Below are 13,596 nucleotides of genomic sequence, written 5' to 3' on the forward strand. Positions count from 1 at the left end.
ACGGCCTCCCCCTGTACGCTTAACAGGGAGAGGCCGTTTCTGATCCTATGTCCCGATTACCGGCTTTACGCTGGTCAGAGGGAGGCACTACTTTTCCCAAACTATCTGCTTGAAGTAAAAGCTTTAGCTCACAACCAATACTTCTAGCTCATTACCCATAAATGCGTGCTGCCCTTACTTCACCTTCACCGTAATGGTATTGGTGGTTGTCACCCCTGCAGCGTTAACCAGCTCGGCACGGTACGTATACGTACCAGATGCTTTGCCTTTCACCGCGGTTATAGCAAATTGAGGCAGAGGTGTTGTCGCTTTGAGTGACTGTGTATCGATCAACTCATCATTCTCGTAAAGACGATACTCGGTTGCGTTGGTTCCCCACCACAAGTTCATCATCACTTTGTAATTGCCGTCTACATCCCAGTTATCATGGGAGAGTACTGCTTTACCAGGCAATGCATCGGTTACTCGTACAGTCAGCGTCTGACTGCGCGTCACGCCTTTGTCATTGGCCAGCTCGGCAACATACGTGTAGGTACCATTGGTTTTACCTTTAATTTTCGTTTGAGCGAACTGAGCCCAAGGTGCATTGTAAGTCAATTTTTGCGAATCAACCAACACGCCATCCTCATACAGTTTGTAGCTTGTCGCATTCTCACCCCACCACATGTTCATGGACACCGTGTAGTCGCCCCCTAACAGACCATTCACAAAGCCGTTATTGTGGGACAAACTAGGTGTTCCAGGCGCTTTCGTAGCCGGAGTTTCAGGTTCAGTCTGTGCAGATTCCACTTTAATGGTAGTGCTAGCCGTACCAACAAGACCTTGCTCATCTTTTACCGTTGTTTCCACGGTGTACGTTCCGCCTTCAACACCTTCCAATGGGTATTGGAAGCTACCGTCCGCCTGAACATTAAACGTGCCTTCTTTCAACGTTGAGCCATCTTCTTTTTTCACCACAAAGGATGCTTTAAGTGCTGTCGTCGGATCAAATGTAATGCTCCACCCTTTAGCCAGTGCAGGCGCAACGCGGAAATACAAATCATCCACCGTACCGCCAATAACAATAGCATCCTCCGCTTTGAAGTCCAATGATTGCGGAGCAGTTACTGCTGGAGCTGTCTTTTTAACCAAAAACGGAGGTGTATCTTCTTTGTAGGTCTTGCCATCCGTGCCGATGGTCGTGATATCTACGGTATACAAGCCATCTGCAAGTTCGGTTACTTCTTCCGTTGTGTAATCCGAATACTGACCATCCCAAGCCAGCGTGTATCTGGCATTTGCGTTGAAGTTATAGTAATTACCAAAGATCGAGCCAATGTATCCATCTTGATAATGACCACCTTCAGGATCAAGGCCGTTATAAATTTCAATGAGTGCAAACGTCATTGGATTATGGAATTCCATTGCAACGTTCAACGTATCCAGCGAACCGTCTGCTTTCAACGGATAATAGAACGGATTTTTCGTAGTTCCTTTTACCGTTTCAATATATTTCACACCGCTTGAAGTCACATTAAAGTGAGCCACATATGGCACTGTAAACGTGTTGGTTCCATTCATAATTTCAATGTAGCCCTGTGCCTCGGTTAGTGCAGTGACACCACGAGGAACCGTAACCGTTACAGCGAGTTCTTCTTCTCCATTCAAAGTGAATGAAGTTTTATCAACGGCAACAGATACCCCTGGCACGGTACGAGTCGGATTCACATTCACCGTGTACTCGCCACCGCTTCCGTTCAAGGCCTGAACCTTGATCGTTTTGGTTACTGTTTTTGCATCCGTACTTAAGAAGTTACCGTAGTTAATGCTTCCTGTGATGTTTTCTTTCTCAACAACCGATCCACTCTCGGTATACTGAGTCACATCCATGACTTTGACAAAAGCGGCTGGATCAATGGATTTCACCGCTTGAATGCGGCCTGCACCTTGATCAAACACATCATATTTAGCTGTGTCCATGACTTTAGCGTTATTCATCAAAGCAACTTTGACATCAAAAGGTGTCCAGTCCGGGTGCTTTTCAAGCAACAGCGCAGCTAGACCCGCTACATGCGGTGCAGCCATACTTGTTCCACTTTTGCGATCGTACGATTGAGCATAATCGGCACCCGGCTCATCTTTACCATAAGCAGGGACGGTGGATAGAATGTTGGAGCCCGGTGCAACAACATCCGGTTTGATATCCAACGTTACTTTGGCAGGCCCGCGGGAACTGGAAGAACTCATCTCATCCCCAGGTGTTTGACTTCGCTCAAAATCACTGAAACTTACTTCAACAGGTTGCCCCGCGTCTAGTTGAGCTTTAATGACTTCACCATCTTCCTTCGACATGCTCAGTGTCGGAATCAGGTCGAAGTTATCACCAAGACTTACGCCAATCGGACCAGGAATATTGTTATACACAATAACTGCCACGGCTCCTGCCGCTTTGGCATTGGCAATTTTCTCGACAAAAGCAAGTTCTCCGCGTTGAATCAACGCGACTTTGCCTGTAAAATCTTTACCTTCAAAGTCAGCTGGTTTACCCAAAGCTGCAAATTTAACATCATATCGACCTGTCAAAACCGCTTCAGGATCAGCCGCAAGACTCCATCCCATCACATCCAGACGATATACAGATTCGGTAACAGATAAGGATGTCACTTCGTCCGCTGTTTCATTGTCAGCATTGGCTACTGGAGCTTCAGCCTGATCAGATTCAGGCTGTGCTGATGCAGCATCTTCTACTCCGTTTTCCGATGTAGTCGCTTCCGCTCCACCTTCTGGCGCGATTACTGGTGTAACGGCAGGTCCCTGCGTTTCAGGTGCATTCCCCAATTCCGGAGTTTCCTCACCTTCTTCACCGATCCAGAAATGTGTATTCGCCGTAATGACCTGACTAGGTCCTGTAGAGTTACCTACCGTAATTGCCATAGCCGAAGCCCCCGGTGAACCCAAGGTATAACGATTAGGCCCGCTGTTACCACTGGATACAACCGCAGTTACACCAGACAGCATCGCGTTGTTCAATGCAACCGAAGTGACATAGCTCGGATCATTACCTTCAGCACCAAGCGACAGGTTGATGACATCCATTCCGTCCGCTACTGAGCGGTCAATTCCGCCGAGTACCCAAGACGTCTGTCCACTGCCATAAGGTCCTAAAACGCGGTAAGCATAAATATCCGCTTCAGGAGCAATCCCGATGACCCCATAGTCTCCTGCTTCACGAGCAGCGACCGTACCTGAAACGTGTGTACCATGAGAAGTATAATAAGAGCTTCCTCTTTCATTAAGCTCAGGCTGGCCTGATGCTTTCCATTCCTGATAGGTCGCTTCATATGGATCATCATCGTTATCTACAAAATCCCATCCACCTTTATAAGCATCGCGCAGATTCGGGTGATTGTAGTCAATACCGGTATCAATAACGCCAACTTTCACACCTTTTCCTTTGTACCCCAGATCCCATACTTCAGGAGCTCCGATAAAAGGGGCTGTATCTTTCATGTGCGGATTCACTTCGCCTGTGTCAGGCGCAAGCGTCACTTCATAGTCAGGATATACACTGACTACACCTGGTATTTGAAGCAATTGTCCCAATTGGTTCCCTTTTATTTCAAGGGCTACACCATTAAGAGCATATGCATAATTGTCCAGCACTTCGTGTTTGATTTTTTTCTGAGTGAGGCTATGTACAAATGACTGTTGTTGGTTTTCAACTTGAGTCACAGCCTTTGTTTCCATAGAGGAGGTAAATGATCTTCCTGAGAGGGTTGATTCGCCTTGAGCTACAGCAACAGGTTTGTTAGAAAGCTCAACAATGACTCGTGTGTTCTCTCCGCCGAGACCATTCAGGCTTTTATCCAAAACTGGATCGGCAGCAATTCGAGCTTCCCTATTGGCAAGCACTTCTCTCATTTGCTTTGCTTTGGTGCTGTTTAATGTGTTATCCAGTTGAATTGCGGAGTCCGCAGAAGCAGCTCCAGCTGCAGGCAGGATAAGGGAAAAAACCATAAGGACACTCATTAACATAGATATCAATCGTTTATTCAAGGCTATGCCCTCCTTCTTCGTGTAGATGCCTCACCAATGGGATCTTGCTGCCAGAAGCACTGCAATACTTTCGACCAAGTTCACCGCCAATCTGCAAGATGTTTGACCCCTGGTAAATTATTCTACCAAAATATCACAAATTCCTTCTAATTACTTACATTTTGATATAGAAATTACTTATATGGGTCTTTAGTAGGGTGAATATTCGCATTTGTATATTTTTGTCGTTTGGATATTTAAATTTTAAATTTCCAATATGAAAACAGGAAAAAACCACGCTTTTCTGAACGAAAGAAAGGCATGGTTTTCTATGATTTCCATTGCGGATTTTCAGTTTTGATTGGTTTTATACGATTTTCACCGATGTAAGGAATGGGAGAGAAACGTTGCCAGTTGAGCGATATAAATTCATATAACATTAACTTTAAGTGATTCAATATTTAAACTCCGGGTTTGAATGCCTCAATACGAATACGTTTGTAATCGGCATAAATCGCGTCGTTTTTCCACAGCTTAGGAATCACGATCTCGCTAATCTCCTGACACCATTCCTTCACCTGCTCAGAGCTGAAACCCTCAAAATAGTCATCTCCAAAATGAGCCAACCAGCCTATGATTCCTTCTTTCCCATCTGCTAGTTTGGTAGGACGGTCATAGTGATAGGCCTGACGAACCACAAAGCCTCTGTCTTCCAAAAGAGTGCTATATTGTGCAATCGTCGGAAAATACCATGGATTACGTTCGGAAGCCTTGATCCCTGTATGCCGTTCCAGCACTTCCTCCAGTGCATTAACGATGATCTGCACATTCCCTTTACCGCCAAATTCGGCCACAAATCGTCCTCCAGGCTTCAGTGCATGCCACACACCGTCTACGACATTTCGAGGCTTTCGCATCCAGTGCAACGCAGCGTTAGAAAAGACCGCATCGTACTGTCGCTCTGTTTCAAACTCATGACCATCCGCTTCCCAGAACTCCAATTCCGGAAACTTTTTTTTCGCTTGAGCAATCATGTCTGAGGAAGCATCTATGCCAGTCACTGCTACCCCGTATTGGGAAATCTCATGCGTTAAATCACCGGTTCCACAGCCAAGGTCAAGAATAGATTCTCCTTCTGTCGGACGAAGCCAGGGAATGAGACTTTTTCCATACTCCGATACAAAAGCCAGTTGATTGTCATACTCTTGCGCCTGCCACTGATTAATTGATTTCATCTGCTCCACCGTCGCTTTCACTGTTGATATCCTCATTGTGGCACAGATTTTCTTATTGATAAAATATATATATTCTATTTCACTTATAGGAAAAACCAATTAAACAACAATATTGTAAGCAGAACCAATGCTTAGCTCGATGAAGGAGAAATATGCACATCACATGAATCCTATCGATGCGGATGCTCCGACGAACCCATTGGGGTTCTCATCCCTAGAACGCAAAAAGCTTCCCGAAGGAAGCTTTTCTACTGACGTCCCAGGAGGGATTCGAACCCCCGACCGACGGCTTAGAAGGCCGTTGCTCTATCCTGCTGAGCTACTGAGACAAATATGTACAATAAAATTCGGCACGATCTCTATTATACTCCGATTTCTATTTTTAGCAATAGTTTTATTAAAAATTAATAATGCATCCCAATAACAACCAGTATCGTATGAGTATGTATACTTAGACAAAAAGCCGAATAAGCTAATCTTTTTGAGGTAATATTGAAGTAATAACGAGAACTATCAATCGTAACCGTACCGAGTGTATACTTATTCAGCACCCTTCCATCTGGGTAATCTGTTGCATACATACATTATGACATTCTATTGAAGGAGAGAATATTTATGAGACAACTTTTATCATCACTATCCTATTTCAGCATTTTTTTTGCCCCGTTTCTGTTTCCCATTATCGTATGGATTGTGGCGAGAGATGAATACATTGCAGGACATGCGAAGCGAGCACTTTTCTCCCATGTCTTCCCTTTCCTTGCGGCGATCCCGCTACTGTATTTCTTCATAACAGCCCACAGCTCAGCATCAGCGATCGGATTTGTCGTTCTGTTCTTTGTCATATACGGCTTGAGTTTTGTATACAATGTGGTAAAAGGAATTCAAGTCCTACGTGAATATTACTGATAATACTGAATGTTACTTATACTAGCGCATCGATATTAAAATATGCCCTACCACAAACAACCCGCTATGATGTTACGGCGGGTTGTTTGTCTATCAACACTACTCTTTATTCTGCATACGTTACGCTACGTTGTTTTCTGTTACTCGAAACTTCCTCTACTTCACATCCCATTTCTTCACTACCCTAACACTTATCACTTGTACCATTGTGCTATCTGATTACCCCTGACCAATCAGGTACCGTTGCAGCGTAGGGCCAAGCAATCCAAAAGCAAACAAATTACTTTGAAATTGAGCTTTATCCTCTTCTGCCGTAATGCCCTCGCTATTTTCAAATGCTGTTTCCGTCGCATCTTCAAACGCGGTATGCATGTTGTTGTTATACCAGTCAATGGCTCCATCCGAGTGATTCCGCACAATACGTACCACTTGCAGTTCATTGGCGGGCTGAGTACTAGCTACATATACAAGTAATGATGGATCTCCCGCATTGCCAGGCTGTACTTCAACCTCTGCACAAGATAACCCGTCCACTTCCGTTAATCTGCGTATTTTAGCGTCCTGAATGGCATACATCGTCATCTTCTCCTTTTGTTCTGATCATTTGCAATTGTATTAATTGCTTCGTTTTCATCATGTTGCTCACTCTGTTCATGTCGTTTGTTCAATCTGGTGCTTGGTCTCTGGCGTTCCCAACCGGTAAATTTCCCGGTATACCTGTTGCAAAACAGTTTCATAAGCACGATTAACATCATGTTCTGGCGTGTCCGGCCAAGGAAATACCATTCCTGGAAAAGCTTCTTCTTCCTTTTCCTGCATAAGATATAGCAATCCCAGTAAATGTTCGGCTTCCTGCGGCGTTGCCTGAATCACCCATTCATATGACGTTACAGACGAATCCGGTATGACAGAGCGGCCCATGACGGACACATAATAGTTGGTCCTGTCCATTGCATGCACTCCCCTTCACAGGCGCTTAAAGCTGTTATCCCTACATGTAGTTTCCGAAGAGGACAGACATTTTATGCCTGCATTCGGCATATATTTGTTACGACTTCTGACGAAAAAGACAACATTTGCTAACTGCTTTCGATTTTTGGAAGCATACGGATGAATGACTCGATCAAGAAAGGATGAACAAACCATGTGCGGTATAACCGGCTTCGTACAGTGGAATCGGGATTTGACACAGGAATCGGAGTTGCTCGTTCGGATGACGAATAGCTTATCGAACCGTGGCCCCGACGCTTCGGGTACATGGATTTCCAACCCCTGTGCTTTTGGACATCGCCGCCTCAGCGTAATGGACCCGGAGAACGGGGCACAGCCCATGCATGCGTTACAAGGAGACACCTCCTATACCGTTGTGTATAACGGAGAACTATACAATGCACCCGAATTAAAAAAAGAGTTGCTTCAGCGTGGGCACCATTTCCGTACCCAATGTGACACAGAAGTTCTGCTCGCCTCGTATATCGAATGGGGACCGGTATGTGTTGAAAAGTTTAACGGTATCTTTGCTTTTGCAATATGGGACGGCGCAAGAGAACAGGTCTTCTTAGCCCGTGACCGGCTGGGCGTCAAACCTCTGTTTTACAGTAATGCAAAAGATACACTTGTATTTGGTTCAGAACCCAAAGCGTTGCTCCTTCATCCAGATGTGGAAGCTGCAGTAGGACCCGAAGGACTCGCCGAAGTATTTATTGTAGGACCTGCACGAACACCAGGACATGGTGTATACTCTTCACTTCATGAACTGAAGCCCGCTCACGCCATGATATACAGCCGGAATGGGATCAAGACCTATGCCTATTGGAAGTTAGAATCCGTGCAACACGAACATAATCTGGAAGAGACTGCAGTTGAAGTACGCCGTCTGTTGCAGGATACGCTAGAACGCCAGTTAGCTTCCGATGTTCCTGTATGTTCTCTTTTATCCGGCGGCCTTGACTCAAGTGCTTTATCAGCTTTGGCTGTCGATTATTATAATCGAACAGGGCAAGGTCAAGTGAGTACGTATTCGGTTGATTATGTGGATAATGCGAAACACTTTCAAGCCCATTCCTTTCAGCCTGGGGCAGATGGCCCATGGATTCAGCGGATGGTGGATGAGCTCAAAACCGATCATCACTGGATCGAGATTGAAAATGGTGAACTCGTTCATGCACTGACTCAAGCTATGCTGGTAAGAGATTTGCCGGGTATGGCAGATGTCGATTCATCCTTGTATCTATTCTGTAAAGAGATCAAAAAAGGAGCAACTGTCGCCATCTCCGGCGAAGCTGCTGACGAGGTATTCGGCGGGTACCCGTGGTTCCACCGAGATGAAATGCTGAATTCAGGTACATTCCCTTGGTCCGTTGCACCCGACATGCGAGCAGGGCTGTTATCCCCAGACATTCGGGAGTGGATCAGACCGCTCGACTACCTTGCAGACCGATACTCGGATGCCGTAGCAGAGGTCCCGCTACTGGAAGGAGAAACGGGGAAAACAGCTCAGATGCGTGTTATGTCTTACTTGAATATTACCCGCTTCATGCCTACCCTGCTGGATCGAAAAGACCGGATGAGTATGGGTGCTGGTCTGGAAGTCCGCGTCCCTTATTGCGATCATCGGCTGATCCAATATGTGTTTAACATTCCCTGGGAAATGAAAATTACCGGTGGAAGAGAGAAAGGCATTTTGCGAAAAGCGCTTGAAGGTGTCCTGCCTGACGATGTGCTGTATCGTAAGAAGAGCCCCTATCCCAAAACACATAATCCTCAGTATCTTGCAGCAGTCAAGCAGCAGGTCCTTGAAATACTGGATGATCCAACATCACCAATACTGCCTCTTATCGACAAGGTACAGATTCGAAATCTCGCCTCTTCACCAGATGCTTCATCCAATCTACCGTGGTTTGGTCAATTAATGTCAGGGCCCCAGTTGTTCGCTTATCTGACTCAAATCAATAGCTGGCTGAAAACATATAACGTTGCGATCCGATAATTCAATTCGCCTTCTTTCACGTACAACTTTAAGCACTGCACTTCCCTGTAAGCTATCGTGATAATTAGAGCGTTCATCCACAAAACCACAATAAAAAATGCCCCGTACCATTAACATGGTGCAGGGGCATTTCTCATATTTATCTTTTCTTAAATTAAGAAACTTTAAAACGAGCAACAGACTGCTGTAACATCTCCGCCATAGATGAAAGATCATTCGCAGCCGATGCAATCTCTTGCATTGCAGACAATTGTTCTTCGGTTGTTGCACTTACTTCTTCTGTGCCCGCAGCCGCGTTCTCCGTTACGTCCATGATTGATTTCATAGACGCATTAATCTGCTCTACACCAGCATTCATCTGTTCAATGGAAGCAGACACCTCCTGCGCTTGTCCCGCAACACCACTAACTGAAGTTCGAATGTGGTCAAAAGTAGATCCTGCTTGGTGCACTAATTGAATTCCCTCTTGCACTTCAGAAGATACCACACTCATCGAATGCGCAGCATTTCTCATGCCTGTCTCAATGGAAGAAACAAGTCCGACAATTTCTCCTGCAGACTGAGCAGATTGCTCTGACAATTTTCGAACCTCGGTAGCCACGACCTGGAATCCTCTTCCGTGCTCTCCAGCTCTCGCCGCTTCAATGGCTGCGTTAAGAGATAACAGATTCGTCTGGGCAGATATTTCCGAGATCGCGTCTACCATTTTCACAATATCTGTCGAGTGCTTACTGAGTTCTTCAATAACTCCCGCAAGGCTTGAAACTGTATTCTGAATGGAATTCATCTGACCAACCGCTGTGCGAATGGATTCACTACCCGATATCGTCTGAGCAGAAGCTTCAGCAGCCTTCTCGGAAACAACCGTTGTATTTTCAGCCACTTGCCGGAAACCGGTAGCCAGTTCATTCATCGTCTGGAATCCTTCGCTGACCATACGAACCTGGGCATCCATCCCTGTTGCGATCTCACCCATCGTAGTGGCTACTTGTTCATTAGCTATAGCCGTCTGTTCGGTACTTGCCGTTAATTCTTCCGACGAAGCTGCTACACGTTCTGCACCATCATTCACTTGATGAATCAGAGAACGCAAATTGACGGACATCACATTAAATGCTTCAGCCATCTCCCCGATCTCGTCTTTGTTACGAACCTTCAATGGTTCCCCTGTTAAGTCACCTTCCGCAATACGGCTAGCGGCTTGTGCAACAGCCTGCACCGGTTTGGAGATCATTCGGCCGATGATAATTGCGATCGCTAAGCCAATAAGAATAGAAACGATACCCAGGATAATGATCAATCGAAGAACCGTAGCTGTCTGGACATTGGCCGCGGCGATCCCTTCGTCCATTGCTTTTTGCTGATGATTTTCCATCGACTCGACAATGTTTTCAAATTCAGTTATAAGCGGCGGGACGGTATTCTCCATTAACCCGGATATTTCCTCCACATTCCCTTGCTTAGTCAAAGACATTATATTTTTGGCAATGTCATAATATTTGATCATCAATTCGCTCGAGTCTGCCAGATATTGCTTCATATTGGAACTCGTAACTGTCGCTTTTAAATCTTCGCTCAATTTTATGTAATCTTCATACGCTTGCTGAAATGCGTCCTCATTCTCCTGACCAGGTTTCATGATGTAATTCCTGAGAGCCACTTGTTGTGATTTCAGGTCAATCGTCATATTTTTGATTTTAAGCAGTTTGCTTGTTCTATCATTGATTAAATCGGTGTACGTTTTCTCCAAACTCACAAATTGAAAGTATGAAATAGCTGTAACCGCTATCAGCAACAATAGAACGGATGAAAAACCGATAAGTAACTTTCGACTGATGGATATCCTTTTCACGTTGAGTTCCTCCCGAATTTCGATACAAGTATGTAAAATAATTTATATTTTTTCATATTCACCCCCTATAAATAAGACTAAAGACCCAATAAAATATATAGGATAATATAATAAATATATATACCATCTAATAAACAGGTCTTTATTCCTAATTAATACTAACCCAAAACCACCAAAACTTGAATCAGAAATTATTTTGAATTTTCAATAAAATAAGTCAAGACCTATTTACCAAGGATTTTGGGATCATTCCTTTATTACAGAAATAAAAAAAACACCTTCCAGTACACTTGCAAACAAACCTTAAGGTTTGAGGCAAGCACTTACTGTAAGATGAATTTATTGATGAATAAAGGTCGGATTCCGTTCCAGTAGCCCTGTGCCAAATGTTTCTCTGAACGGGGAATCCTGCATATGAATATAACCGATGTAACAGCCGCATTTTTTCATGCTACAAGGACGATCTTTAGCCAAAGCCTGCAAGCCATCACGATAGAGATGACCGATGATCCGTCGATCCTTATAACATCTTTTTACATGACCCGAGCCTTGAACATAAAACACATCCGTGCCTGCAGCACAGCGCTTGCCCAAACTATCATAGTCCTGCAGATTCCCCTCAAAGAACGGGTCAATGTCCTTGAGAAACTTGATTTCGTCCGGGGTGTAGTAGTTCGGCCGATCTTTGAACGCATTGATCCACATATACACATCGTCAGGTAGGGCATTCCTCATGGATTCTATGGCTGGAAATGCACTGCGTAGTCCAACCGTGCCGACGCTGAAAGACAGCCCCATCTGCCGTAATGTCATACATTGGTTCACAAAGGAAGTCTCTTTGGTCTCGCGAGGGTGATACGTTGCCCAAAAGGCCGCTTTGTCTACATGCAACTCACTTGCCCAATCCAGTTTCACAGAAAGGTTCGTCTGAATCGCTACCTTATCCACATGAGTCATATGTGACAATTCAACCATCGCTTCCCGATACCAGCGCCGCACCAAAGCTTCTCCGTAGGGGTTAAAGAATATCGAAAATCGATGCCCATGAATCTCCTGCTCTCTGACCCAGTTTACAAATTGGCGTAGCTGCTGTTCGTCCACATTTAACGTTTCTTTGGAATCCACTGTTTTGCTGAACGGACAATAGGGACAGTCATAGTTACAAGAGGATAACTTCCCCCGGTAATATAAGGTCGCTCTCATGAGAAAACAAATCCTTCCATCTGCTCCCGAATATCCGCAGAAATAAGCCAGTCTCCAATAGCATCGGAGTATCCAAGTCCATTCTCTGTCAAACGCAGTACTCGCTCATTTTCTTCGACATCGAAGCATGCCATCTCTTCGACCAACAATTCGTTCAACCAAGGGTAGTCAGACATCACATCTGTTCCGAACCTCTCCTGGTAAGCGGACAACATGAGTCCTTCCCGATGTAGCAGCGCTTTTAATATAAATCGGCGTTTCTGCTCTTCGCGGCTTAACACAATGCCATAATCAGCTACATCATAACGCTCGGTGCCTACATAGTCTGCAATAATGCTTTGTGTTGCCTTATAGGTCACACCGTATTTAGATGCATAATGAACCTCGCTCGTATAGGAACGGGCACCACATCCCAGACCGACCATGCCCTCTTCCTGACAACTGTACGGTAAAAGTGCTTTGGCAGAAGACTGCTCCTTCGCAAATCTGCGCATCGAATATTGGGTGTACCCTTTGCTTTTTAAAAGTTCACGTGCAGCTTGGTAAAGTTGCATTCGTATATCGGGTCCTTGACGCTGAATATCCTCTGGCTTTACGATCGTGTTTTCCCGTGTATATAAAGGATAGATGAATACTTCGCCCGGATCATAAGCCAGGACACGTTCAAGGGAATAGATCCATGTCTCCTCGGTTTGACCCGGTAAACCATAGATCAGATCCAGATTCAACAGCGGAAAATCATAACGGACCAGCTTCTCCAGAGCGCGTTCTACCTCTTGTGGTTTTTGCGGACGATAGATGGCGGAAGCCTCTGCTCCAATAAAACTTTGAATCCCCATACTCACCCGATCCACGCGCCGTTCCTTCAAGATGCTCAATTTGCCATCCGTAACGGTGTCAGGCGATGTCTCCACCGATATCGAAGCTTGAGAAGCATCCAGTCCCATCGTATGTTCAGCAATGTCAAACAGACGGCTAAGTTGAGACTCATTCAGCAATGTCGGTGTTCCTCCACCAATTGCAAACCTCGAATACGGTCTACGTGAAGTCACTGGCGCCCACTGCTTTGCTTGACGTTCAAGTGCGTCCACATATTGTTCATGGCTGTCCTGCCGCTTGTCCGGCAGTGTGAACAGATTGCAAAACCCGCAACGAGCAGCACAAAAAGGGATGTGCATGTATAAAAAGTAAGTCTCCGTGTCTTCCTTCTCCCACAGAGATTGTAGCGGAATGGGCGGATTCAGTTCACGATATGCTGTCTTATGCGGGTAAGAGTACAGATAGGAACGATAAGGGAATGTCAGCACATCACGAAGACTTGCTGCTGGATCGGAGCCAGACTGCGTGGCACCTGCTGTAGTTCGCTCTGCATACTCACTCATCGGGCTTCCCTC

General features: G+C 45.3%; 9 protein-coding genes and 1 tRNA gene. 2 read left to right on the forward strand and 8 right to left on the reverse strand.

Annotated elements, in window-relative coordinates:
• Positions 1-174: 174 nt before the first annotated feature.
• The 3 genes from MKY23_RS22305 to MKY23_RS22315 all read right to left on the reverse strand — a co-directional run bounded on the left by MKY23_RS22305 (position 175) and on the right by MKY23_RS22315 (position 5,578).
• Positions 175-4,035, reverse strand: coding sequence for a S8 family serine peptidase (locus tag MKY23_RS22305; protein WP_339832291.1), 3,861 nt, complete (start codon positions 4,033-4,035; stop codon positions 175-177).
• Positions 4,036-4,475: 440 nt separating this feature from the next.
• Positions 4,476-5,270, reverse strand: coding sequence for a methyltransferase domain-containing protein (locus tag MKY23_RS22310; protein WP_318283481.1), 795 nt, complete (start codon positions 5,268-5,270; stop codon positions 4,476-4,478).
• A gap of 234 nt (positions 5,271-5,504) precedes the next feature.
• Positions 5,505-5,578: transfer RNA gene (locus MKY23_RS22315), tRNA-Arg, on the reverse strand.
• A 286-nt stretch (positions 5,579-5,864) separates the two neighbouring features.
• On the opposite strand from MKY23_RS22315, the gene MKY23_RS22320 reads away from it, so the two are divergent.
• Positions 5,865-6,158 (forward strand): DUF4870 domain-containing protein, encoded by a 294-nt coding sequence (locus MKY23_RS22320; RefSeq protein WP_339832294.1) that lies wholly within the window; start codon positions 5,865-5,867, stop codon positions 6,156-6,158.
• Between the two features lie 219 nt (positions 6,159-6,377).
• Here the strand turns inward: MKY23_RS22320 and MKY23_RS22325 are convergent, their stop codons facing one another.
• Together MKY23_RS22325 and MKY23_RS22330 are read right to left on the reverse strand one after the other, a co-directional pair.
• Positions 6,378-6,734, reverse strand: a complete 357-nt coding sequence (locus MKY23_RS22325; RefSeq protein WP_090919153.1) for a hypothetical protein — start codon at positions 6,732-6,734, stop codon at positions 6,378-6,380.
• 75 nt (positions 6,735-6,809) lie between these two features.
• Positions 6,810-7,109 (reverse strand): hypothetical protein, encoded by a 300-nt coding sequence (locus MKY23_RS22330; RefSeq protein ID WP_090919156.1) that lies wholly within the window; start codon positions 7,107-7,109, stop codon positions 6,810-6,812.
• Between the two features lie 193 nt (positions 7,110-7,302).
• Here MKY23_RS22330 and asnB point away from each other — a divergent pair, with 193 nt between their 5' ends.
• Positions 7,303-9,147, forward strand: a complete 1,845-nt coding sequence (asnB, locus tag MKY23_RS22335) for an asparagine synthase (glutamine-hydrolyzing) (RefSeq protein WP_251509259.1) — start codon at positions 7,303-7,305, stop codon at positions 9,145-9,147.
• A 154-nt stretch (positions 9,148-9,301) separates the two neighbouring features.
• Here asnB and MKY23_RS22340 read toward each other — a convergent pair whose 3' ends face one another.
• From MKY23_RS22340 to MKY23_RS22350, 3 genes are all read right to left on the reverse strand, one after another.
• Positions 9,302-10,999, reverse strand: a complete 1,698-nt coding sequence (locus MKY23_RS22340) for a methyl-accepting chemotaxis protein (RefSeq protein ID WP_339832296.1) — start codon at positions 10,997-10,999, stop codon at positions 9,302-9,304.
• 339 nt (positions 11,000-11,338) lie between these two features.
• Positions 11,339-12,202, reverse strand: a complete 864-nt coding sequence (locus MKY23_RS22345; protein ID WP_339832298.1) for an STM4011 family radical SAM protein — start codon at positions 12,200-12,202, stop codon at positions 11,339-11,341.
• A complete protein-coding gene (locus MKY23_RS22350; RefSeq protein ID WP_154985509.1) occupies positions 12,199-13,584 on the reverse strand; it encodes an STM4012 family radical SAM protein in 1,386 nt (461 codons plus the stop codon). Before MKY23_RS22350 ends, MKY23_RS22345 begins: the two co-directional genes overlap by 4 nt.
• Positions 13,585-13,596: the final 12 nt, after the last annotated feature.

It is taken from the genome of Paenibacillus sp. FSL R7-0272 (genome assembly GCF_037969905.1).
GTDB classification, from domain to species: domain Bacteria; phylum Bacillota; class Bacilli; order Paenibacillales; family Paenibacillaceae; genus Paenibacillus; species Paenibacillus polysaccharolyticus.

Coding starts and splice junctions, on each gene's coding strand:
- MKY23_RS22320 (WP_339832294.1), top strand. CDS start 5,865: ATGAGACAACTTTTATCATCACTATCCTATTTCAGCATTTTTTTTGCC.
- MKY23_RS22325 (WP_090919153.1), bottom strand. CDS start 6,734: ATGTATGCCATTCAGGACGCTAAAATACGCAGATTAACGGAAGTGGAC.
- MKY23_RS22330 (WP_090919156.1), bottom strand. CDS start 7,109: ATGGACAGGACCAACTATTATGTGTCCGTCATGGGCCGCTCTGTCATA.
- asnB (WP_251509259.1), top strand. CDS start 7,303: ATGTGCGGTATAACCGGCTTCGTACAGTGGAATCGGGATTTGACACAG.
- MKY23_RS22345 (WP_339832298.1), bottom strand. CDS start 12,202: ATGAGAGCGACCTTATATTACCGGGGGAAGTTATCCTCTTGTAACTAT.
- MKY23_RS22350 (WP_154985509.1), bottom strand. CDS start 13,584: ATGAGTGAGTATGCAGAGCGAACTACAGCAGGTGCCACGCAGTCTGGC.